Source organism: Fibrobacter sp. UWB7 (assembly GCF_900142945.1).
In the GTDB taxonomy this organism is placed as follows: domain Bacteria; phylum Fibrobacterota; class Fibrobacteria; order Fibrobacterales; family Fibrobacteraceae; genus Fibrobacter.
This window is the reverse complement of the sequence record NZ_FRCO01000004.1, coordinates 210,254-232,852: the sequence shown is the minus strand read 5'-3', so window position 1 is coordinate 232,852 and position 22,599 is coordinate 210,254. Positions and strand designations below refer to the sequence as shown.

Annotated in this window: 20 protein-coding genes and 1 rRNA gene; 18 read left to right on the top strand and 3 right to left on the bottom strand. The window is 47.2% G+C overall.

Annotation, left to right across the window (positions count from 1 at the left end):
* From rrf to BUC30_RS12610, 8 genes are all read left to right on the top strand, one after another.
* Positions 1-90, top strand: a 5S ribosomal RNA gene (gene rrf / locus BUC30_RS12645); the annotation flags it as partial.
* Positions 91-304: 214 nt separating this feature from the next.
* A complete protein-coding gene (locus BUC30_RS12640; protein ID WP_073425206.1) occupies positions 305-2,161 on the top strand; it encodes a polysaccharide deacetylase family protein in 1,857 nt (618 codons plus the stop codon).
* 15 nt (positions 2,162-2,176) lie between these two features.
* On the top strand, positions 2,177-2,851 hold the full coding sequence (locus BUC30_RS12635; protein ID WP_073425205.1) for a hypothetical protein: 675 nt from the start codon (positions 2,177-2,179) through the stop codon (positions 2,849-2,851).
* The gene (locus BUC30_RS12630) at positions 2,841-3,527 is read left to right on the top strand and encodes a lytic transglycosylase domain-containing protein (protein ID WP_073425203.1); all 687 of its coding nucleotides are present in this window, start codon (positions 2,841-2,843) and stop codon (positions 3,525-3,527) included. The genes BUC30_RS12635 and BUC30_RS12630 overlap by 11 nt, the downstream gene beginning before the upstream one ends.
* A gap of 40 nt (positions 3,528-3,567) precedes the next feature.
* A complete protein-coding gene (locus tag BUC30_RS12625; protein ID WP_244536637.1) occupies positions 3,568-4,944 on the top strand; it encodes a TolC family protein in 1,377 nt (458 codons plus the stop codon).
* An 18-nt stretch (positions 4,945-4,962) separates the two neighbouring features.
* Complete coding sequence (locus tag BUC30_RS12620; RefSeq protein ID WP_073425200.1) at positions 4,963-5,541, top strand: MlaC/ttg2D family ABC transporter substrate-binding protein; 579 nt, start codon at positions 4,963-4,965, stop codon at positions 5,539-5,541.
* Positions 5,542-5,588: 47 nt separating this feature from the next.
* Complete coding sequence (locus BUC30_RS12615) at positions 5,589-6,503, top strand: hypothetical protein (RefSeq protein ID WP_244536636.1); 915 nt, start codon at positions 5,589-5,591, stop codon at positions 6,501-6,503.
* A complete protein-coding gene (locus BUC30_RS12610) occupies positions 6,503-7,207 on the top strand; it encodes a pseudouridine synthase (RefSeq protein WP_083555841.1) in 705 nt (234 codons plus the stop codon). The genes BUC30_RS12615 and BUC30_RS12610 overlap by 1 nt, the downstream gene beginning before the upstream one ends.
* 162 nt (positions 7,208-7,369) lie before the next feature.
* On the opposite strand, the gene BUC30_RS12605 is transcribed toward BUC30_RS12610, so the two are convergent.
* Positions 7,370-7,744 carry an HU family DNA-binding protein gene (locus tag BUC30_RS12605; protein WP_014545436.1) on the bottom strand — a complete coding sequence of 125 codons (375 nt, stop codon included), beginning with the start codon at positions 7,742-7,744 and terminating at the stop codon, positions 7,370-7,372.
* Between the two features lie 105 nt (positions 7,745-7,849).
* Between BUC30_RS12605 and BUC30_RS12600 the strand changes: the two genes are divergently transcribed.
* From BUC30_RS12600 to BUC30_RS12575, 6 genes are all read left to right on the top strand, one after another.
* Positions 7,850-9,028, top strand: a complete 1,179-nt coding sequence (locus tag BUC30_RS12600; RefSeq protein WP_073425197.1) for a tRNA dihydrouridine synthase — start codon at positions 7,850-7,852, stop codon at positions 9,026-9,028.
* 78 nt (positions 9,029-9,106) lie between these two features.
* Positions 9,107-9,934 (top strand): TIGR02147 family protein, encoded by an 828-nt coding sequence (locus tag BUC30_RS12595; protein ID WP_073425196.1) that lies wholly within the window; start codon positions 9,107-9,109, stop codon positions 9,932-9,934.
* A gap of 17 nt (positions 9,935-9,951) precedes the next feature.
* Entirely contained in the window at positions 9,952-10,992 is a 1,041-nt protein-coding gene (locus BUC30_RS12590; RefSeq protein WP_073425194.1) for a hypothetical protein, read from the top strand.
* Positions 10,993-11,040: 48 nt separating this feature from the next.
* Complete coding sequence (locus tag BUC30_RS12585; RefSeq protein WP_073425193.1) at positions 11,041-12,927, top strand: HD-GYP domain-containing protein; 1,887 nt, start codon at positions 11,041-11,043, stop codon at positions 12,925-12,927.
* Positions 12,928-13,125: 198 nt separating this feature from the next.
* Positions 13,126-14,421: an aminotransferase class I/II-fold pyridoxal phosphate-dependent enzyme gene (locus tag BUC30_RS12580; protein ID WP_073425191.1), complete on the top strand. Its 1,296-nt coding sequence runs from the start codon at positions 13,126-13,128 to the stop codon at positions 14,419-14,421.
* 31 nt (positions 14,422-14,452) lie between these two features.
* A complete protein-coding gene (locus tag BUC30_RS12575; RefSeq protein ID WP_073425189.1) occupies positions 14,453-15,742 on the top strand; it encodes a citrate synthase in 1,290 nt (429 codons plus the stop codon).
* A gap of 80 nt (positions 15,743-15,822) precedes the next feature.
* Here BUC30_RS12575 and BUC30_RS12570 read toward each other — a convergent pair whose 3' ends face one another.
* Together BUC30_RS12570 and BUC30_RS12565 are read right to left on the bottom strand one after the other, a co-directional pair.
* A complete protein-coding gene (locus tag BUC30_RS12570; protein WP_139260847.1) occupies positions 15,823-16,461 on the bottom strand; it encodes a hypothetical protein in 639 nt (212 codons plus the stop codon).
* Positions 16,462-16,537: 76 nt separating this feature from the next.
* A complete protein-coding gene (locus BUC30_RS12565; protein WP_073425186.1) occupies positions 16,538-18,922 on the bottom strand; it encodes an HD domain-containing phosphohydrolase in 2,385 nt (794 codons plus the stop codon).
* Between the two features lie 470 nt (positions 18,923-19,392).
* Between BUC30_RS12565 and BUC30_RS12560 the strand changes: the two genes are divergently transcribed.
* From BUC30_RS12560 to BUC30_RS12545, 4 genes are all read left to right on the top strand, one after another.
* Positions 19,393-20,397 carry an acyltransferase family protein gene (locus BUC30_RS12560; RefSeq protein ID WP_073425181.1) on the top strand — a complete coding sequence of 335 codons (1,005 nt, stop codon included), beginning with the start codon at positions 19,393-19,395 and terminating at the stop codon, positions 20,395-20,397.
* 98 nt (positions 20,398-20,495) lie between these two features.
* On the top strand, positions 20,496-20,771 hold the full coding sequence (locus tag BUC30_RS12555; protein WP_073425179.1) for a type II toxin-antitoxin system Phd/YefM family antitoxin: 276 nt from the start codon (positions 20,496-20,498) through the stop codon (positions 20,769-20,771).
* Positions 20,761-21,099 (top strand): type II toxin-antitoxin system RelE/ParE family toxin, encoded by a 339-nt coding sequence (locus BUC30_RS12550; RefSeq protein ID WP_014545428.1) that lies wholly within the window; start codon positions 20,761-20,763, stop codon positions 21,097-21,099. Before BUC30_RS12555 ends, BUC30_RS12550 begins: the two co-directional genes overlap by 11 nt.
* Positions 21,100-21,299: 200 nt before the next feature.
* A complete protein-coding gene (locus BUC30_RS12545; RefSeq protein ID WP_254900049.1) occupies positions 21,300-22,364 on the top strand; it encodes a branched-chain amino acid aminotransferase in 1,065 nt (354 codons plus the stop codon).
* Positions 22,365-22,599: the final 235 nt, after the last annotated feature.

The window sequence follows — 22,599 nt, the reverse complement described above, 5'->3', positions numbered from 1 at the left end:
CACCCGTTCCCATCCCGAACACGGAAGTTAAGCCTCAGATCGCCGATGGTACCTGGCCCCCGGGCCCGGGAGAGTAGGTCGCCGCTGGATTCACGCCCCGCCTGACGCAACACGTCGGGCGGGGCTTTTTCGTTTCTGTGCCGCCCGCGCAATGTCGCGCTGTCATGCCGGACTCCGATTCGGCATCTCCACTTTCGATATTTTTATTTTATTCTAAATAGACCTGCTGGAAATATCTTGATTTCAGCAATCTCTAATAACTAATAATTAATAACCATTAATTAAAATTGCTATTCTTTGTCACATGAATCCTAGAATATCCTTTGTATTGCAGATGTCGCCATCGACCTCGTATGAAAACCTTGAGGCGGTCGCGCGTAACTTGCTCGAAGGATTGAATGTTCTTCTGAAATCTGAACACGTAAAGTGCTCCATCTTCTTGGATGGTCCTGTGATTGAGGCGCTTTATAATGTGGCAAAGCCGTTGATGTTCGGCAAAATTCAGAATGCGATTCGCAATGGGGTTCTCGAATTTTTAGGCGGTGGCTATTACGATCCGATGCTTCCGCTTTTTCCGGAAGATTTGCAGACGATGCAGCTGGAATTGCATCGCGACTACTTGAAAAAGGTGCTTGGCGCAGAACCGCAGGGGTATTTCAATTCCTCACTGGTGTGGGAGCCGGGCATGGCCGATGTCCTGGAGCGTTCGCGTTTTGATTATGCGCTGGTGACGGAAGCGGCTGTGCAAGATGCTCTTGGTCGCTCGACACCTGTATCTGGCTGGTTTACGCTTGAAGACCGTGGTGCCCTTATCCGCATTGTGCCTGTGTCCGAGGTGCTTTCGAAGGCGATTGCCGAGGACAATCTTTCTTGGCGCTCTGTGGCGGAACAGTATTGCCGTGATGGAAAGTCTGCCATTGCGCTTTTGGACATTCCCTCGGAACCAACAGAAATTATCAATTTCTTTGGTCGCTTTGTCGATTTTGTCGAGATGAACGAGGTTCAGACTAGAACCGTTGGTTTTGCTGTGGACCAGCTCGAAACGTGTGGTACGATCAGTTTCCTTGTTTCTGCCGGTCGTAGAATTGGTCTCCCTTCGACAGCTCGCACTTGCCGTGAACTTTTGATTCGCCGTCCAGAAATTAATATGCACCATAAGACTTTCCTGAATTTGTACAGGAGAGCCCGCAGCATGCTTTCTGGAAAGAAGTGGCTCGAATTTTGCCATGCGCTTTTGCCGGCGATGGCTCCGCTTTATTTTAGGGATATGCATAACCGTTCGGGGATGCGTTCCATGCTAGTGCGCAAACGATCGAATCGCTTGTTGCTTTCGGCATCGCAGACTTTAGATGACCTTACAGGCTTTTCTGGACTTCGCGTTGATGTGTGCGACTTTTTGCTTAGAGGCAAAAAGGTTCTGTTTTGCGAAAATCCGGAATCTTCGTATTTGTTGGATTGCCGTTTGGGCGGCGCACTTTGTGCTTTGAATTACAAGGGTGCCAAGGTCAATTTGGTAAACTCATGGCGCGATGATGGTGAACCTTCGTTTGCGTTCTTGGATTGCTTGTTGCCGAATGCGGATTTCACACCGGTCAAGCTAGAACAGATGCTTTACGATCGCAAGCATTTGCTCGCGGACCCTTATGATTACCGTATTCTCCGCTCGGACACGGGTACGGAGATTATGCTTGATGAAGAACAAGGTTTTGATAATGAAGAACGCAAGGCTTTGTTCAAAATAAAGAAGGTTTTTACGTTCCAGGGCGATTCCGCAAAGTTTACGGTTTCGTACGCGATTGACAATCTTGCGTATGTGAACACGAAGGGCTATTTTGGAACGATTCTTGAGCTTGGACTTTTGTCGCATGGCGATGTCAACAAAGTCTGGATTGACGGCAAAAATGTCAAGTGGAACATGGTGGAACCGCTTTTGTACCCGGATGGTCAGTTGCTTGAGATTCGTGATGAAAAGAGCGGCTGCGTTTTCCGTATGGGTTTTGACCGACCGACGTCTATCTTTATAGGCTCCATCTTTGGGGCGACTTCGACGGCTGCTCCGCAAGCATTCCAGGGAATTCGCGTGTTTCCGTTCTGGAATGCTCCGTTTAATGTGCTTGACCACAAATCATTCAAGATTTCTGTTTCGGTGACCAAGAGGTAATCTGTGCGGGCGGACTTGATTGACATTCAGGTAGAAGATCGCGGCGAGGAAGTCGAAATTTCGCTGTATGGCATTCTTGGCGAATACCAGCTTTCGTCTGTTCGTGAAAAGCTTGAAATGCTTGTGCGCGGTCCGGGCATTTTTTTCTTTGTGAATCTCCAAAATGCTCGTTTTACGACTGATGCTTACCGTGGGCTTTTCCTTGAAATCTTGAATTTGGTCAAGCAGCAGAAGGCTTCGCTTATCTTGATTTTTGACAGCGAAGAACTGCACGCTTATTTTGAACGTTACCGCAATATCTTTGAAATATATAAGAGCCGTGAGGATTATCGCAAGTCCGGTATCTCTAAACAGGTCCATGTGGTCGGACTTCATTACGATAAAAAGTCCATTACGTTATCTCCTGGATTTGCAATTTCTGTGTCCTTGTTCCTGATTGGTTGGGCGATTACGTTGTTTGTTATCGTTGTTGGGCAGGGTCGCGAAATTTCAGATAAGCAGGCGCAGATTACGGCGCTAGAGAGCCAGAAGGCACGCTACATCCGCGAAATTGACCGCTTGGAATCGGCAATTGGGCCGATGCGTAAATTAGGCGTTGTGCAGGATACGACTTTGCTGAGTTCTTTTGGCGCTATCCAGGATTGGGTCTCGTATCTAGAATACTTGGAGAAGACTCGACGTGAAAAATAGCGTTCGACTCTCCGCGATGAGCGTAACCGTCCTGTTCATCATCGGTTTCGCAGTCCTTTTCTTTTTTGCGAGTGAATGGTATTCCAACAGGGGCAAGCTTGAAAAGTTGGCTTATCAGGAACGCATTCTCCACAACGATATGGAGCATTTGGAGGTTGTGGGCAAGTGGACGCTTGATTATGTGAAAATTGAAAAGGCGCTCACGTACATGTTGGGCGATAGAATCTCCGAAGTGAGCTTTCGCATTCTGGCTGAACACTTGTGGCAAATTTCGCAGTCGTATTCTCTGGACCCTCTGATTATCCTTGCTGTGGTGGCGCAGGAAAGCCGTGGAAATCCGCTTGCTCGTGGGCGATTCCAGACGGGTAAATTTTCGGGCGCGCTCGGTTTAATGCAGATAAAATTGGAAACTGCCAAAAAAATTGGTCGCAGGTTTGGTTTTGTTATTGAAAATGAAAATGACTTGATGCAACCGGATGTGAATGTGGTTGTTGGTTCTGCTTACCTGATTAGACTTATCGGAAAGTACGGTAATTTGAGGGAAGCGCTAGTGGCTTATAACTTGGGGCATACTGCTGTTGACAAGCTGCTGGAAAAGAATGCTCCGCTCCCGACTTCTTACTATGAAGGTGTTGTGAGGAGATACAAGGATTTGGTCCATCACTGTTCCTTTTAATAGGGAAATTTTTTTCTAAATTCTAGCTGTGATTAGGAATTTGTTTTTTGTTCTTGTAATGACGGGGATCGCCTTGGCGGGTGAAGTCCGGTATGATTGTTTGCGCTTTGTTGAACAAGGGCTTGCTAGTGACCCGCAGATGGAAGAGCTGCGTTATGGAACGGAAGCCAAGAAAAATAAAATCAAGTCGCTCAAGTCCGAAGTTATTTTGCCGACATTTTACGTGTCGATGATGGTGGGACCTGCTCCTGGTCTCAAGGAATATAACGATTACTATTTTAATCAGTCTGGGGACACGCTAGGCGTTGAAAAAGCTGAAAAGTACGATTTCTCTAGAATGGGTCCATTCTGGGGAGTCGAAGCCAAGTTTGTCCAGCCGCTAAATTTGGGTCAGTACCGAACGGGTAAGCTGGCTTTGGAAGCGGATCTACAGCAAAAGTCTTTTGAAATTGAAAACTCGACGCTCAAGAAAGAAGTAGAACTCCAGAGCTATTATTACAACTATCTCCTTGCTCTTGAAATGAAGCGCATTGCTGCCGATGCCCAAAAGCAGGTCGATAAGGCGTATGACCAGCTTGAAGAAGCTTTGGACGAAGATGAACCGACGGTTTCACAGACGGATCTTTTGAACTTGAAGGCTAAAATGCACACCGTCAAGGAAGGTGTGATTGAGGCTGACCTTGGCATGAAGCGCGTGCAGTTGGCGATTCGCTTTGCGCTTGGCTTGCAGGATGGCGATACTTTTGCCGCCGAAGATACAATCCTTGCGATGAGACCGGAACCGATGCCGACGGAAGAACAGGTCCGCGAATGGACCATCAAGCATAATCCGGAGTTGAAGCAGCTTGAAGCTGGGGTGCGAGCCCGCAGACTCCAGATGGATTTGGCTGAAGCAAAACTTGCTCCGGAGTTCTTTGTCATGGGGCAGTTCGAGTATGTGAAAAGCTGGGCGGGTAACCGTAACGTGTTGCAGAAGAATGCCTTTGCTCAAGATGCAGTGAACAAGATTTCTGGGCTTATCGGTGTTGGTTTGAGATACCGCTTGAATTTCTGGAAAGGCTGGGAAGACTATCGTCAGGCGAAAACGGAATATCGCGGGCTTAAGCTGAAAGAAAATTACGCTTCGGATGGGCTTGTGGCAAAAGCTATTGAACAGTATTATCAGGTGGTTGCTGCCAAGGGAAAGCTCGATGCTTTGCGTGAAAGCCTCCGTGCGACGGAATCGCTTTTGAAAGATGCCGCCATGAAATACGACCTCGATAAGTCCCAAACGGGTGCGCTTGTTTCTGCCTATACGCAGAATATAACCATGCAAAAAGATTATTATTTCGCAGTTTGCCGATATAACGTCGAATTTGCCGGATTAGTGGCAAAGATGGGGTTGTCTCTTAGCGACTATAAAACGTATTTTAAGTAAAAAAGAGGAGATTCAAAGATGTTTAAGAAAATTTTGATCGCTATTGCCTGTGCTTCGCTCTTGTCTTTTGCTGCCGAAGATCCGGTGTCTGTTGTGAAGAGCAAGGACGTTGAATTGCAGAACATCATCAAGAAGTCCAAGCGTACCGCAAAGGAAACGGAACGCGTCAAGAACCTTTTGAATGATTCCTTTGATTTTGCCTTGCTTGCCAAGAAGTCTTTGGCTGCTAGCGACTGGAAGGCTCAGGATGAAGCTTCTCAGCAGAAGTTTGTGACGGAATTCCAGCGCATGGTCCGCAACTCTAGTGCAAACCGCTTGGAACTTTACCGCGCCGATTCCACGATTTACGAACCGGCCAAGATGAAGGGTTCGGATGATGCTCGCGTTGTGGCTCACTTGTGGAATAAGGGCAAGGAATCGGTGCTCGAATACAAGATGACGCTTGTGAACGGCAAGTGGAAGGCTTGGGACTTGGTCATCGATGACCTTTCTACAGCTCGCAACTACAAGGAACAGTTCAGTAAAATCTTGAAGGACAAGAGCTTTGCCGAATTGATCGACATTATCAGCAAGAAGGCTGACGAAGCCGAAAAGTAATGGGCTTTCTTTCCTGGCTCTTTTGTGCAATTTTCGTTGTAGCGCTTGTGCTACTGCTTTTCCCGTTTGCGTTTCGAATTGATTTCGAGGTCGGGGAGCGCGGTGCGCGGGCGCTTTTCTTTTTTTTCAAGAAGAAGGTTTACGAGTGCGAGAAGAAGTGGAAGGATGGTTTAGACGAGAAACGAGATGCGCCGGCAGTTGAAGCTGTTGCGAAAAAGCCTGCAGAAACTCCAAAGACAGAACATTTAGAGACTAGTGCGGAACAGCCTAGCATCCGGAGTGAAGTCGAAGACACCCCCGAAAAGCGAGAATCGCTGCCTCCGTCATCCTCGAAGCAAAGCGAAGGGGATCCAGTGAAGTCTAGCGCAATCAACGAGAGTGCGCAACCTGCTAAAGTAAAATCCTCACCGGTAGTTGAAGTTTCGTCTGATGCAAAAGTCTCGGAATCCGAGAATCGTGATTCCGAAAAATCCGAGAAGCCTGCGAAAAAAACAAAGCTGAAGAAGGAAAAACGCAAACTCTCGGATCGTGAATTTTGGACCATCATTTTAACGCCGGATTTTGATGCTAGGGCGTTCAAGTACATTCTGAAAATTTTGAAGGCGGTGCTTATGCTCTTCCGAGTGCGCTTTAGCGATTGCTTTGTCGAAGGTATCCGCACGGATTACCAGACCATGGGCTATATTGCGGCGGTGAACGGATTTTTGAAGGCATACCCGTATGTTGGTGATTGGGACTTGAGAATGGACTGGTGTAGCGAGAAGGAACTCCGCGCAGTTGGCTCGGTTCGCTTGAGCATAACGTTGCTCCGCATTTTCTGCTTTACTTTGGAAACGCTTGTGCTGACTGGAATTTTGGCGTTTAGCTTTTGGCGCCGTCGCGCACATGTGATTAAAACAAAAGAACTTCCTGAACTCGGATTTATCCGCAGGAAAATTCTTGGATTTATTTTGGAGGACTGATGGCTGTTTTGACTTTGGAACGTTTGCTGGCTTCGATGGGCTTTGGCAGCCGCAAGGATGCGCGTGGGTTAGTGCGCATGGGCCTTGTGGAACTGGATGGCAAGGTTCTCGATGACCCGTTCATGGAATTCAAGACGCGTCCGGAATACATTACTGTGAATGGCGAAGAAGCTCCGACGGTCGAGAAGTTGTACGTGATGCTTTTCAAGCCGACGGATGTGGAATGCAGCCACAACGCTCGTGACCACAAGCCCGTGTATGATTTGCTGCCGGAACGCTTTACCGCGATGGGCCTCCAGTCTGTCGGGCGCTTGGATGCGGATTCTTCGGGACTCTTGTTGCTCTCGAATCAGGGAGACTTTATCCACAAGGTCGAAAGCCCGAAGAAGGGACTCTGGAAAAAGTATCGCGTGACGCTTGCACGCCCGTTTACGGATGCGCAGAAGGCGGAACTCTTGGCGGGCGTGATGCTCAAGGACGAACGACGTCCGGTGCTGGCTCGTGAGATTGAAGTGAATGGTAATGCGGTGGACATTTCGATAGGCGAGGGACTGTACCACCAGGTTCGCCGCATGTTCGCTGCGGTCGGCAATCACGTCGAGACGCTTGAACGCATTGCGATTGGACCGGTTGTTCTGGATCGTACGTTGGGTGAGGGCGGTTGGCGATTCCTTACCGAAGAAGAAGTCGCTTCGTTATCGTAGAAGGAGATGCCCTCCCCATACGCGGATCATGCTCACATAAGTGCTAAAGCACTAAGTGATCAAAGAGCTCGGAGGCGGGCATGACAAAGAAAAGCCGGCGTTCAAGCCGGCTCTTTCGTATCAGGCGTTTGCGTAGCCTGAGTTAATAGGTTCAACGTTCGTTTAGATGGAATCGTCGTCGCTACCGACGTGTACGATTTCGTTTTCAGTTTCGAGTTCCGGCTGTACAGAAGCTTCGCCGAGGATGCCTTCGAGCGAATTGATCTTGTCCTTAATGTCGTTGCTGAACTTGAATGTCGGGACCAAGCGTTCGTCGATGAGGACTGTTTCGCCAGTGCGGGGGTTGCGTGCCGGGCGAGCCTTGCGGGGCTTGCAGGCGAACGTGCCGAAACCGCGAATTTCAATAGTATTGCCTTCGATAAGCTTCTCGCCGAGGAGGTCAAGGAACTGTTCGACAACAATTTTAATATCATTGCGCACAAATCCGGTGGATTTGGCGATTTCCTGAATAAGAGATTGTTTAGTTATATTAGCCACGCACTAAATATAAGTTTAACATAGACTTAGAGTGATGGTTAAAGCGAAATTAAATATCTTTTTCGGGTTCACATTGCGGAATATTTGTGAATAGTTGTGACTTAAATGTTGAAGATTGATAATTTGCCTAAAAAGGTCCGTTTTAATCTCCGAAACAAGGAGATTTTCCCCAATACTATCTTAAGTCCGATGGATGGAGTGACCGATGCTCCGTTCAGGAGGCTTTGCCGGGTGCTTTCGGGCGACCGCATGGGTCTTTTGGTTTCGGAGTTTGTTCCGACGGATGGCGATGCAGTGTTCAACCCGGATGGTCACAAGCAACTGAAGTTTTTCCCGGAAGAGCGCCCGTTTGGCATCCAGATTTTTGGGCGTTTCCCGGACCGCATGGCGGCAGCAGCCGGCAAGATTGCCGAGCGTTACCACCCGGAATTCATCGAAGTGAATGCGGGGTGTCCGGCGCCGAAGGTGGCGGGCAAGGGGAGCGGTTCTGGACTTTTGCGGGACTTGCCCCGTTTGCAAGAGATTCTGCACGACGTGAAGGCGGTTTTGGACGCAAAGACGCCGGAGATTCCGCTTACGCTTAAGTGCCGTATTGGCTGGGACGACGATAGCATCAACGTGATGGAAACGCTCAAGATCGCCGAGGGCGAGGGCGTTGAGTTACTTACAGTTCACGGCCGTACGCGTTTGCAGGGGTATAACGGTCTCGCGAACTGGGACTGGATTGGCAAAGTCGCCGCTGCGGCAAAGATTCCCGTGATTGGCAATGGCGATGTGAATAGCGTCGAATGCGCACGCGAACGCATTAATACTTACGGTGTTTCGGGCGTGAGCATTGGGCGTGGGGCGATGCATAATCCGTGGATTTTCGGGCAGATTGCAGATGCGTGGGAAGGTCGCGAAAAGCATGTGATTACCGCGCAAGAAGCGCTTGATGTGTTTCCGCTCTATTACAAGTTTAAGATTGAGGATGGGGCGACGGAAATGAATGCGATGGGCCGCATGAAACAGCTCGCCGCGCGTTTATGTAAGGGATTTTGTTTGGACGTGAAATGTTGTCATCCTGGAGCCGAAGGCGATAGGATCCAAGAGAGCGATAACGTCGCGATGTCGGTGCGGCAGGCGCTTTTGACGTGTCAATCGGCAGCGGAAATGCTCGACCAAGTTGAAAAGCTCAAGGACGGGGTTGCCCGTGAAATGGTCTTTGAGCCGGAACGCCTAGTGAACCTTAACGGTGCCAAAGAAACCGAACTGAAGTTTGGTGACCAGTTTAAAGGCCGATAAAAATAAGTACTCAAAAAAAATCTCAAAAATTTACGTTAACCCATTGACTTTGAGTCAAAATTTGAGTACATTTGGAGCATGGACAAGTTTGTTGACATATTCCAGTTTACTCATTTCCGCAAGTACTTGGATGAATACCAGGCGGCTCGTATGCAGACCGACCCTGAATTTACTAGGGCTGGTGCCTGCGCTTTGCTGGGGCTCCCCAAGACTCGCAGTTACTACAATGATATTGTCAAAGGAAAAAAGCTTACTGGGCGCATGATTCCCAAATTCGTGGAAGTTCTTGGACTCAACAAGAAAGAAGCCAAGTACTTTGAAACGATGGTGAATTTTGACCAGGCGAAAACGACGACGGAGCGCAATGCGTTTTTTGATGAACTCATCAAGCAACATCCGGATCCGCACCACATCTTGAATGAAGATGCTTACGAGTATTACAACCACTGGTATAATAGCGTGTTGTTTACGGCGCTAGATGTGATGGATGTTTCGGATGACCTTGAACCGATCCAGAAGCGCATTTTCCCGAAGGTCTCCGTGGGAACTTTGAAACGTTCGCTCGAACTGCTAGAACGCATTGGCTTTGTACGCAAGAATGAAGAAGGCTTCTGGAAAAGCTCGCGCGATTCGGTGAGTAGCGGTGCTTATAACAATAATGACTTGGTGCGTCAATACCAGTTGCAATGCTTTGAACTTTCGAAGCAGGCGCTGCTTGCTGATGACGATAATCCGTCGGACATGGGAACGTTCACGTTTAGTGTTTCGGACGATGCCTATAAAGAAATTGCCTTGGAAATTCAGAATCTGAAAGCCAAGGTGCGCAAGATTATTATGCAAGACAAGAAAGAGGCGACTGGTGTACACCAGTTGAATATTCACTTGTTTACAAATTTGAAGAAGTAAATCGAGGAGGATTTGTTATGACTTCTAATAAATTTGCAAAGTTGGTTGTTGCTATGGCTGTGTTTGGTCTTGGCTTGTTTACGTCCTGTAGTGAGAGTGATGGCGGTGTGGCATCATCGTACAGTGAAACGCAGACGGGCAAGCCTGTGATTCGACCGGGAATGCCTATTGCCGAATTGGATACGAGCTATATCCACAAGGTTGTTCATAAAGGTGAAAATCCCTGCTATGTGGTTCTTCCTAAGAGTGCTGATGATGAAGAATCGGATAGTGTAAGTGAAGATGATAGTCTTGAGGTCGTTGAAATTGTTGAGGTGATGGATTCTATTCCCTATTATCGTGTTGCCTGTGGTGCTCATGATGATATTTATATGTATATAAAGATAAAAGCTCAGATTGTTGATTCTGAAGGCTTGCCTGTAGAGGGGGCGATTGTTTATGAAAATTATTGTTCTTTTGATGATGAACGTTGTCAGCATGTTACCGATAAAGATGGTTATTTCTACATAGATAACGTACATTACCTTACGTATTTGCAAATGGATGGTCCTGAAAATAGATATCTTCCTGATTATGAACTGGTCCAGTTGCGCGCACTTTCTGCAGACTTTAGTCTAGGTGCAAATGTCTTTAAGGAATTTTCGAAAGCTACGGTTGATGTTGTTGATGATGAACCTGTGGCAGATTTAGGAACAATAGTTGTGGAACCCGTGTATACGGCAAAATTTTATTTGGATTCTCTTTTTGCGAATGAAGTGGATAGTACTTCGGAATATGATGAAATCGATAATGAAAAATGGAATGAGAATATGACGAAAAATCTCGGGGAAGATGGTAATGGTATTTGCGTTGCCTTGAATGAAGTTGTTCTTCCCCCAGGTGTTCGGTTTGTTCCGTCTTTATTCTATCCTTGCTATAAGGTGACGGATGAAGACCGTAAGAATGGGTATATCGTCTTTTTTGGTCTGCCTGAAGGCGATTATAGAATTGATATCGATGGATTTGGAAATAAGCATGTCCCTGATTTTATTGTTTCTAGGGAGGGAAACGTTAAATAAATCACGCTTCTTTTTGCAAAAGTTCAAAAAATATTCTATATACAGAATGTGAAAACTTTTGTTTCTGCCCATAAGCTCGTTCAGATTATTATCCTGATTGTCATCGGTATAGTCATCAACCGACTGCTTGCCGACTTAGCCATTCATTTTGAATTGCCGCTGTACCTGGATAGCGTGGGTACGATTGTCGTGGCGGTGATTGGCGGGTTTAGCCCGGGTGCGATTGTCGGGTTCTTGACGAACTTCATTGGCGGTTTTGTTGATTCTTCGACGTTCTACTACGGCACGATTAACGTGATGATTGCCGTGTGCGCGGGGATTGCGGCGAAGCGTGGGGCGTTCAATAGGATAACCCGTTTGCCGTTGCTGCTTGGAATGCTGATGATTTTGAGCATTCCGTGCTCGGTGCTTTCGTATTTCCTTTTTGACTTTAAGATTGCCGAAAATGTGGTGACGCCTATTGCGACGGCTTTGCACGAAAGCGGGCTTCCGGTTCTTCTGTCGCAGATTTTGGCGGACTTCTGCACGGAAATTCCAGATAAGTCCATTTCGATTATTGTGGCTTATGTGCTGATTCGCTTGACGCCTCGCTGGTTTGCCAAGGCGTTTGATTCTGTTTCTGGCCGTTCGCACGAAGACCGTTACCGTTCCAAGAACGAAATCCATACGCTTAAGGCCCAGGTGACGGCGCTCTTGTTCGTGTCGAGCTTTGCGCTTGCGGTGGTGGCTACGGCGGTCGCTTACAAGACGTATTCCGAAGCGGAAATCCATGAGACAACGCTTTTGGCGGAATCGGTGAACAGGCTTGTGTCGGACGCTATCCAGAATGCGGATTCGGCGACGCTTCACGAGTACATTCATGATCTCAAAGGCAAGCATCCGCGCATTTTGACGATTACGCCGGGCATGCACGAAACGGGCAAGTGGGATGTCTCGATTGTCTGTACTGAGGCTCCGAATCCGGTTTGCACCAAGTTCAGTCTCGCTGCGATTCGCATTAGCGTGGTGCTGTTCTGCACGAAAATTTTTTCGACGCTGTTTGGACTTTTGCTCGCAATCGTGTTTACGGCTATCTTGATTGCTAACCGCAGAGTGGTTTACCCGATTCACGAAATGACGCTTGAAATGGACCATTTTGCCTACGATAGTAGCGTTGGGCGTCGGACGTCGATTGAGCAAATCAAGGGTCTTGAAGTGGTGACGGGCAATGAAATCGAGAATCTGCATTCGGCGATTATCAAGGCGGTCGAAGAAATTGATTTGTACATCAACAAGTCCGAATATCAGGCGGCCTCGATTGCGGCTCTCCAGACGAACATCATTACGGTGCTTGGCGACATGGTGGAAAACCGTGACGAGACGACGGGGGGCCATGTGCGCCGTACGGCGGCTTATGCCGAATTGATTGCCCAGCAGTTGAAGCGCGATGGCAAGGAACCTGAAATTGACGATGCTTTTGTTTCGACGATTGCGGTGGCGGCTCCGCTCCATGATATTGGTAAGATTAACATTTCTGACGTGATTTTGAATAAGCCGGGCAAGCTGACGGATGAAGAATTTGCAGAAATGAAGAAGCATACGGTTTATGGCCGTGATATGCTCGTGCGTGCATCGAAGAACTTGGGCGAGACTGCTTACCTCAAGATGGCAAAGGAAATTGCCTACAGCCACCACGAATGGTGGGATGGTTCGCGTGGTTATCCGGAACGCTTGAAGGGTAAGGATATTCCGCTTTCGGCTCGCATTATGGCAGTCGCGGATGTGTATGACGCGCTTGTTTCGGAACGCCCGTACAAGAAGGCTTTCTCGGTGGATGAGGCTTTCCGCATTATTACCGAGGAAAGTGGTACGCACTTTGACCCGGAAGTGGTCGATGCTTTCGTGAAAAACCGCGAAACCGTCGAACAAATCATGAAAACCAAGTTCGAAGATTGACGTGATGGTTATTGGTTTATAGTCATTGGTCATTGGGAACTGCGTGGTCGCTTGCAAGCTCCTATACAATTTTTGTAAAGCTCTTCATTTGACGCTTTTTTAACGTTCAATGACGAATTTTGATGTCCTTTTAATCTTGCGGGGGGCTTGCAATTTTTCTAAATTGCCCCGCGGAAATTTCAAAACAGGACATTGAGAATGAACTACAATCCTCTCGCTCAATCTTTGAACGCTGAACTTTCTGCAAACGGTTGCTGCGTTCTTGATATGCTCTCTGAACAGGGCAAGGCCATTTTCTTCCCGCGTAAGGGTATTCTCGGCCAGGGTGCCGAAGCCAAGGGCTCCGACATCAATGCGACAATCGGTACAGCTCTCGAAGATGACGGCTCTCCGCTCGTTCTGGACTGCGTTCTCAAGTCCCTCAATCTTCCGAAGACTTCTTTCCTCTATGCTCCGAGCTTCGGTAACCCGGACCTCCGCAAGGCTTGGAAGGAACTGGACATCAAGAAGAACCCGACGCTCGCTACCAAGAAGTTCAGCAACCCGGTCGTGACGGCCGCTTTGACGCACGCTATCAGCTGCGCCGGTTACATGTTCCTCGACGCAGGCGATGAAGTCATCATCCCGGATCTTTACTGGGATAACTACGAACTCGTGTTCGAAAATGCCCGTGGCGCAAAGATCAAGACTTTCAACACCTTCAAGAATGGTGGCTTTGATACGGAAGCTTTGAAGGCAGCTCTTGCTGCAAGCAAGTCCGACAAGAAGGTCGTTCTCCTCAACTTCCCGAACAACCCGACGGGGTATACCGCTACAGAAAAGGAAGCGGTCGAAATCGCAAAGATCCTCACGGAATGCGCTGCTGCCGGTAACAAGGTTGTCGCTCTCCTCGATGACGCTTACTTTGGACTTGTCTACGAAGAAGGCGTGACGAAGGAATCCCTCTTCGTGAAGCTCGTGGACGCTCACGAAAACCTCCTCGCTGTGAAGCTCGATGGTCCGACCAAGGAAGACTACGTTTGGGGCTTCCGCGTTGGCTTTATGTCCTTCGGTTTCAAGGGTGCTACCGAAGCTCAGCTCAAGGCTCTCGAAGACAAGGCTGCCGGTACGGTCCGTGGCAACATTTCAAATGCTCCGTCCATCAGCCAGAAGATTTTGCTCGCTGCTTACCAGAGCGCCGAATACGCTCAGCAGAAGGCTGAAAAGTATGCAACGCTCAAGAAGCGTTACGACATCATCAAGGAAGTCTTGGCCGCACATCCGGAATACAAGGAAGCCTTTGACCCGATGCCGTGCAACAGCGGTTACTTTATGTGCATCAAGCCGAAGGGCGTTGACGCCGAAGAACTCCGCCAGAAGCTCATCAAGGATTACAGCACGGGCACGATCATGCTCTCGGGCCTTATCCGCATTGCATTCAGCGCAGTTCCGACCGAAAAGCTCGGCAAGCTCTTTGAAAATATCTATAATTGCGTTGTAGCGATGAAAGCCTAACTGCGGCGATGCCGCGCAAAACGGAGGATTTATGTCCGATACAGCAATACTGAATTACGACGGAAAGAAGTACGAACTTCCCGTTGTAACTGGTACTGAAAACGAACATGGTCTTGATGTAAGCAAACTCCGCAAGGATACTGGATTGGTCACGCTGGACTACGGTTACCTCAATACCGGTAGTACCAAGAGTGCCATCACATACGTCAATGGCGAAAAGGGAATTTTGCGCTATCGCGGTTATTCTATCGAGGATCTCGCTGAAAAGGCGACGTTCCCGGAAACCGCATGGCTCTTGATTTACGGTGAACTCCCGAATCAGGAACAGTTGAGCCATTTCCGCACGCTCTTGACCGAAAATGCCTTGTTGCACGAGAACTTGCTGCACTTCTTCCGCGAAATGCCGCCGGGAGCCCACCCGATGGGTATTCTCTCGTCCGTGGTGAACGCTGTGGGCCTTTTCACGCCGCGTTTTTACGACGACGAAAACATCGCAAGTGCATTTGAACTCACGACCGCTGGTCTCATTTCCAAGATCCGCACGATTGCCGCGTTTGCCTACAAGGCAAGTATCGGTGAACCGTTCGTGTACCCGGAAGCGGAACGCAGCTACTGCAGCAACTTCCTTAACATGATGTTCAGCAGTAAGGCTCGCCCGTACCACCCGGATCCGATCATGGAAAAGGCTCTCAACACGCTCCTTATTGTCCATGCGGACCATGAACAGAACTGCTCCACTTCGACCGTTCGTATGGTGGGCAGCTCTCAGGCTAACCTTTATGCAAGCATCTGCGCCGGCATTTGCGCCTTGTGGGGTCCGCTCCACGGTGGTGCAAACCAGGCTGTGCTCGAAACGCTTCTCCGCATCCAGCAGAGCGGCATGACGATTGAACAGGTGATGGCAAAGGCTAAGGACAAGAACGATCCGTTCCGTCTTTCTGGTTTTGGTCACCGCGTTTACAAGAGTTACGACCCGCGCGCCAAGGTGCTTAAGAAGCTTATGTACCAGGTCTTTGAACGCGAACATGTGCACGATCCGCTTTTGGATGTGGCTATCAAGCTCGAAGAAGCCGCCCTCAAGGACGATTACTTCGTCGAACGTAAGCTGTACCCGAATGTGGACTTCTACTCCGGCATTCTCTACCGCGCTATGGGCATCCCGACGAACATGCTTACGGTGATGTTCGCGATTGGCCGTTTGCCGGGCTGGATTGCCCACTGGAAGGAAATGCACGACGATCCGCAGAGCAAGATTAACCGTCCGCGTCAGATTTACACTGGCAAGACGGAACGCCCGTGGATTGATCGCGACAAACGATAATGCTTTTGTCACCCCGGCCGCTGTGCCGGGGTCGCCTTTTTAAAAATCTCTCGGAAAAGCTCCGGGAGATTTTTTGTATGCTAATAAGCTAAGTTTTTGTTGTATTCGTTGATGGCGTCGTCTAGATACATCCATTGCCATATTAGGCTATAGACAAAACTATTTAGTGGCAGGGTGATTAATCCACCTAATGAAATATAATAACCTGGTTTATATCCATTTTTACCCATAATTATGCCTGCGACAATTGATGTAATGGAGGTAAAAAGAATGGTAGTTTCAATGCGGTAATGTAGTTTGGCTGTATTATAGAACTTGTTGGGCATATTCCTTTTTTTTATATCTTTTTCTAAGATGTTGAGAATTTCTCCGCTTCCCATAGAATAATGTTCTTTTTTGAAATTGTTTATTCCCATACAATATCGCATAATAAAGGGAGGACCTTCTCCCCAACTGTATATGATTTTAGAAGAATCAACATACACTTTTTTCTCGTATTTCTTTTTTGCTATGCTGTCGCTTTGGGGATTGCTTGCATCAATTTTATCTATATCTGTTTTTTGGAAATCATCTATAGCTTTGTCTGTTGATGTTTCGTTGAATTTGTTGTTGATCGTGGAAGAGACTGAGGTGAAATTGTGCGTGTTGCTGAAATATTTGGGCATCAGTTGTGCGAAAAGTAAGCAAGGGCAAAGAATGAGTAGTGTGAGAAACTTCATAAGTCGAATATAGAAAATAATACAAACGGCTCTCGGGATTGACCGGGAGCCGTTTTGGTATAGAGTTTGTTTGTCTTTAAACGACTTTGGGGCGGCCGGTATGCATTGACAATAGGGAATCGACCATTTCGTTCCAGTGTTCCAGAACGACTTTGCCGATGGCGGGGTCGTACATTTTGCCTAGATTTTTTTCGATTTCTTCACGGCAGTAGTCTAGCGACATGGCGTCGCGGTAAACTCGTTTGCTCGTCATGGCGTCAATGGAGTCTGCGATGGCAATGACGCGGGCGCCTATGGGGATGTCTTCGCCTTTAAGACCTTCCGGGTAGCCACGGCCGTCGTAGCGTTCATGGTGGTGCAACACTATTTGCACCATTTCGTGCGTGTAGTTCGACTGCATTAGAATCTTTGCGCCAATGACCGGATGCTGCTTGATGATTTCGAACTCCTCATCGGTAAGTTTTCCCGGCTTGGTGAGCACATTGTCGCGAATGCCGATTTTGCCGATATCATGCAGGTGTGCCGCGTGAGTAATCAGCGATATTGAACTTTCTGAAAGGCCTAGAGAGCGTGCTATCAATTCAGAGTAGGCTTTTACGCGTTCAGAATGGTGAGCCGTATAGGAATCTTTAGCTTCTTCGACTGAAATCAGGCAGGAAATCAAGTCCTTGAGGTTCTGGTTTTCGTCGTTTTCGACCGGCTTGTGGTAACGCACCTTGTCGCGATACATGTTCAAGTCGGCTTCCATTTTCCAGTCGCTGATGGACTTGCGAATTCCGGAATCGCTGCGCAGGCGGCTTGCGCCTACAGCTATCGACAGATGGTAAAGCGCCTTTTTATTGTATTCGTTGATGTTCTTTTGCAGTATGGAATACATCGGATAGTGCGAATCTAGCGGCGCTCGTGTGATGACGGCAAATTCGTCGCCACCGATTCTAAAGCAGTTGCCGTTGGTGCCGTAGGTGTTTTTGATGGCTTTGGCGGCGGCCTTGATCAATTCGTCACCGGCCTGGTGGCCGAAGGTGTCGTTTGCGTATTTGAGGCCGTTCACGTCCATCAAGAACATGGTCCAAGAATTTTCTTGGGAGTCTTCCTGGTTGATTGTTTCTAGAAGTGCATCGAATGCGAGCCTGTTTTCGAGTCCTGTCAGGCTGTCCGTCGTGGCGACATCTTGCAGGTGCTCGTTCATGACACGTAACCTGCTGTTGATCTGTTCCAGTTCAAACGACGTTTCGCGAATGAATGTGGCCATGCGGGCGGCGAGTGGCAAACGGGTGGATTTTTCATCCGGAATTGTGACGCCTTTGGCGTGTCCCCGTTTTGTAATGGCGCCTTCGCGCATTGATGCAATGACGAGCGTGATGTTATGTTGGTTTAAAAATCCCTTTTCGCGCAAGAATTCACCGTGCGAGAAAAATCCCGTGCTGGAGGCGAGCCCCTTGAACGCTGTAATTTCGTATGTCGGTTTGTGCTTGGACCAAAATGCCTTTCGAGCCGCACAGGAGAATATGTGCATGACTTCGGGGGCGAACAGTTCGGCGTTTTCGCTTTCGGTTTTGATTTTTTCGAGAATCAGTTGCGGCTCACCATACGAGAGGCGGACCATTGAGCCTTCGTCGATATCCGAAGACATGGTGAGAGAGCCGTCGGGGTTGCTTGCTCCTGCTGCACGCACGATGGAAATTCCGTTGTGCTCGTAGAGCATCGGGAATTCGAGCGCGTTGTAGAAAAAGTTGTTGTCGTTTTTGATGTTCAGGTACTTGTTGTACACTTCGTAAGCGGGGAGGCTGCTCAATTCGTAAAGGACGTTCCCTTTGGAGCGGGTGACGTGGAAGTTACGGCCGATGGGCTTCCATCCGCTGATTTTGCGGGATTCTACATAAAATTCCGGACCGCCGTAGAACACCACTAAAAGGCCTGATGTGGTGTGACCGCCCACGGATGAAAATACGCAGGAATTCGGGCTCGTGATGTCGGGGGAGCAGACGATGCCGCCAAAAATCTGGATGTTCGGGGCCAAGGCGTCGAGCCCTTCGCAAAGATTCGTTGTCGAAAACGGCGAAATGCAGTGGTAGATTTCAACCGCTTTTACCCAGGGGTTCTGCTTGGCTTCTTCCACGATTTCGCGGGCGATGTCGCTGATGGACTTGTTGGAAAAGTCGTACTGGTGAATTTGAATTTTTGTTGTCGGCTTTTCGAATATGATGGCGGATATGGAAATTTCGCTTGCCTTTTCGCAGTCCACGATGTTTCCGCTGGTGGAGTTACCGAACCACGGTACTTTGGGGAAAACGCGTTCCAATGTTTCCCAAACGGGTCTCAGTTTTCCGGGGTCCAACTCTTCGGAATGGATTTGGAAACATACGGTGGGCGAGCCGTTTTCTTTGCACCAGTTGCTAAACTGGGCCAGTTCTTTTTCAAACGTAGCTGCATCGTTAAATGCAAAAATCCTGTTTTTCATTTCGGGTTCCCCTTCTTGTTACGCCAAAGCGTAATTCGACTTAGATAATATATCATTTCTAGGCCGGATGTGGCTAAGGAAATGTTGAAATGAGGGATTTTTGGGGCGAAAATGTGATTTTGCGCGATATGGATGGTATGGTGGAGTCTCCATATTGACGGTCAAAATTCATTTTGCTAAAATGTCTTTTGACATAGTTTTATGCCGTAAGGTGTAGAACGTACGATTTAGAGTATTTGCTCTTATTCTCAATCCTGAAACTACCACTTTCAAACTACCTGAGAATAAGGCGAGCGCTCACGTCCCTATGGGGCGTGGGTCGTTTGTGCTTATTAGGTAGATGGGTGTGGTAGCCCTCAGGATTAGTAAGCATTTGAAACGACTCCACGCCTTTTTTGTTTTATGACTATTGGGGCAAAAGTCTCCGCAAAAGCAAGAGCATTTAGCTCTTTGTTTTTAAGGAGAAAAATATGGAAAATAGTACAGCCCAATTGGGGCAAGTCGCAAAGAGAAATGAAGTTCTTAATTTACTTAAAGGACTTGCTTGTATAGCTGTGGTTTTTATCCACATTCATTTCCCGGGAGTTGTCGGCATCATTATTTGGAAGTCTTTGGCTTCTTTTGCTGTTCCTTCATTTCTTATGATTGCAGGGTATTTTGCCTTTGGAAAGGATGAAGCCGTTATAAAGAGAAGAATGATAAAAATTTTAAAAATATTTGCTTTTGGCTATCTCTGTTTTCTGGGTTACAATGTTTTTTTTCAAGTTCTTCGGGGCTCTGTTGTAGAGTGGCTGTCGTTAAATTTTAAATATACGACTCCTATTAAATATGCTGTTTTCTGCACGATTGATTTTGCAATACCTCTTTGGTATTTGATTGCTATGGCTGAAACATACTTTGTTTGGCATTTTGTTGTTAAGCATAAAAAGGAGAACAGAGTTCTTTTTATTATGCCATTGTTGTTTGTTTTTAAGATTGTTTTGACTACATATTGTGCAACGAAAGATTTGCCTTGGATGTTCCATATAAATTTTTTAACAGGAGCGATGCCATATTTCCTTTTTGGATATTATCTTCGATCAAAAGAAAAATTTTTCAAGTCTTTTCGTTATTCGTCCGTTTTGTTGGTAATTGTTGTTGGAAGTCTTGCTTCTTTAATTCCTTTGCTTTGTGATTTTCCAATAAAGATTTCATGTATAGGGAATATTATCTATTCTCTTGCAATTTTTACATTGGCTATTAAAATTCCTGATAAATCATATTGTAAACCATTGGAATATGTTGGAGATAAATTGTCCTTGAATGTTTATATATTCCATATGTTAGTTTCTAGCGTTCTATATATTGTCTGTAGCAGATATCTTTTGAATATTGATTTACATGTGGGCTTATTAAGTTGGATCCATCCAATTTTAGTTGTCGTTTTGACGATGGCTTGGGCTCAATTTCTTGAAAAGGTTAAAATCCGTTTCTAAAGGAAACTTGCGGGTTGGATTGAGGGCTCTGCAGGGGCCCTTGACTTTAACATTTTAAAGGACTATATTTGGTACTGAATGTAGTCTTTTGAGGTTTTATGCAGAAATTGGAAAATATCAAACCGATATCGTATATCAAGGCTAATGCGGCAAAAGTGTTAGATCATGTGAATGAAACTCGGGCTCCTTACATAGTTACACAAAATGGGGAAGCTCGTGGCGTGATTGTCGATACGGAAACTTTTCAGACAATGCAAGATGCTCTGAAACTTTTCAAGCTTATTGCGCAAAGTGAAGCTGAAATAGCAAAAGGAAAAGTTATTCGTCAAAAAGACCTGTTTGATGCTTTGGAGCGAGAACTCGATGCCCTCTAAAAAATTTATGGTTGAATGGTCTGAATCGGCATCCAATGATTTAAGGTCTATTGTTTTTCATATTGCAAAGGAAAGCAAAAAGAATGCTAAAGATTCTTTTGCTAGAATAAAGAAAGAGAGTCTTGTTCTAGAAAGTTTTCCTGATTTAGGGAAGGTCCCTAATGAATTGGATAAACTGCAAATCGGAGGGTTCCGTGAACTTGTGATTTCTCCATGGCGTGTTATCTATCGCAAGGAGAATAATAAGGTTGTTGTGGTTGCAGTTGTTGATTCTAGGCGTGATTTAGAAGATGCTGTTTGGAATCGTATGATGTATCCGTTTATGTAAGCTTTGGAGTAATCGGGGGTGTTGCGGGGGTGTCCTCCGCTCGAAGGGGTAGCGTAAGACTTGGCGGAGCCAAGGCTGAAGCGAGGGGGAGGCTTCCCCCTTTATTATAGGGGGCATTTTTTTGCAAAATTTTTGAACAAGGGATGCCAAAAGGGCGTTTATAATTGTATTTTTCAAGCGGTACCGAATGATACCTTTAAATATGCACATTTGCAAAAAAGGTTAATACTATGCAAGTTGATTTGAATACTGTCGATTGGAAGACGCTCCCCTTCGGTTATTACGATACCGATTACAATGTCCGCTGCTACTACCGCAATGGTGAATGGGGCAAGATTGAAGTATCTTCTTCCAAGGACATCAGCATCCATATGGCCGCTACTTGCTTGCATTACGGCCAGGAAGGTTTTGAAGGCCTCAAGGCTTACACGGGCAAGGATGGCAAGGTCCGTATTTTCCGCGTCGAAGAAAACGCTAAGCGTATGCAGAATACGGCCAACCGAATTTTGATGGCTGTTCCGCCGGTTGAACTTTTCCGCGAAATGGTCCACACTGTGGTGAAATTGAACAAGCGCTTTGTTCCGCCTTATGGTTATGGCGCAACGCTCTACATCCGTCCGCTCCTGATTGGTATGAGCCCGGAAGTGGGTGTGAAGCCGGCTGATGAATATTTGCTCATGATGTTTGTGACTCCGGTGGGTCCGTACTTCAAGGACGGGTTCAAGCCGGTGGACATGATGATCAGCCGCAACTACGACCGCGCTGCTCCGCAGGGTACGGGTACGGTGAAGGTCGGTGGCAACTACGCTGCTAGCCTCCAGTCTCTTGCTGAAGCCAAGAAGCTCGGTTACTCCAGCACGATTTACCTCGATGCAAAGGAAAAGAAGTATATCGACGAATGCGGTCCGGCAAACTTCTTCGGCATCAAGGGCAAGACCTACGTGACCCCGAAGTCCGAATCCATCTTGCCGTCTATTACGAACAAGAGCTTGCAGCAGTTGGCTGAATACCTCGGCTACACTGTGGAACGTCGCCAGGTTCCGTTCGAAGAACTTGCTGAATTCAGCGAAACGGCTGAATGCGGTACGGCTGCCGTGATTACCCCGATCAAGAAGATTGTGGATCCGGTCGCTGGCAAGGAATTCACTTACGGTGACGGCGTGAATCCGGGTCCGGTTTGCACGGAACTTTTCAACAAGTATACGGCAATCCAGTTCGGTGAAGCTGAAGATCCGTTCGGCTGGACTGAAGTTGTTGATCTTTAATTAGATGAGTCTTTTCGAGAATCCCGTGGCGAGTGCTGCGGGATTTTTTTTAGGGGCGCTTTTGCAAAAATGTGCTACTAAAACTCGAAAATCCTTAATTTAGTAGCATAATTTTTAGATAAATTAAGTTTTTGGGGTGAAAATTCGGGGTTGTTTGGGTTTGGCGTGCTACAAAAAGTTGAAAAAAACGAATTTAGTAGCATGAAACTGCAGAACGCAGATTAAAATTTTATAG

Bases quoted from the DNA above. Each gene is read 5' to 3' on its own strand.
- BUC30_RS12640 (WP_073425206.1), top strand. From the start codon at position 305: ATGAATCCTAGAATATCCTTTGTATTGCAGATGTCGCCATCGACCTCG.
- BUC30_RS12620 (WP_073425200.1), top strand. From the start codon at position 4,963: ATGTTTAAGAAAATTTTGATCGCTATTGCCTGTGCTTCGCTCTTGTCT.
- BUC30_RS12610 (WP_083555841.1), top strand. From the start codon at position 6,503: ATGGCTGTTTTGACTTTGGAACGTTTGCTGGCTTCGATGGGCTTTGGC.
- BUC30_RS12600 (WP_073425197.1), top strand. From the start codon at position 7,850: ATGTTGAAGATTGATAATTTGCCTAAAAAGGTCCGTTTTAATCTCCGA.
- BUC30_RS12595 (WP_073425196.1), top strand. From the start codon at position 9,107: ATGGACAAGTTTGTTGACATATTCCAGTTTACTCATTTCCGCAAGTAC.
- BUC30_RS12590 (WP_073425194.1), top strand. From the start codon at position 9,952: ATGACTTCTAATAAATTTGCAAAGTTGGTTGTTGCTATGGCTGTGTTT.
- BUC30_RS12580 (WP_073425191.1), top strand. From the start codon at position 13,126: ATGAACTACAATCCTCTCGCTCAATCTTTGAACGCTGAACTTTCTGCA.
- BUC30_RS12575 (WP_073425189.1), top strand. From the start codon at position 14,453: ATGTCCGATACAGCAATACTGAATTACGACGGAAAGAAGTACGAACTT.
- BUC30_RS12570 (WP_139260847.1), bottom strand. From the start codon at position 16,461: ATGAAGTTTCTCACACTACTCATTCTTTGCCCTTGCTTACTTTTCGCA.
- BUC30_RS12565 (WP_073425186.1), bottom strand. From the start codon at position 18,922: ATGAAAAACAGGATTTTTGCATTTAACGATGCAGCTACGTTTGAAAAA.
- BUC30_RS12560 (WP_073425181.1), top strand. From the start codon at position 19,393: ATGGAAAATAGTACAGCCCAATTGGGGCAAGTCGCAAAGAGAAATGAA.
- BUC30_RS12555 (WP_073425179.1), top strand. From the start codon at position 20,496: ATGCAGAAATTGGAAAATATCAAACCGATATCGTATATCAAGGCTAAT.
- BUC30_RS12550 (WP_014545428.1), top strand. From the start codon at position 20,761: ATGCCCTCTAAAAAATTTATGGTTGAATGGTCTGAATCGGCATCCAAT.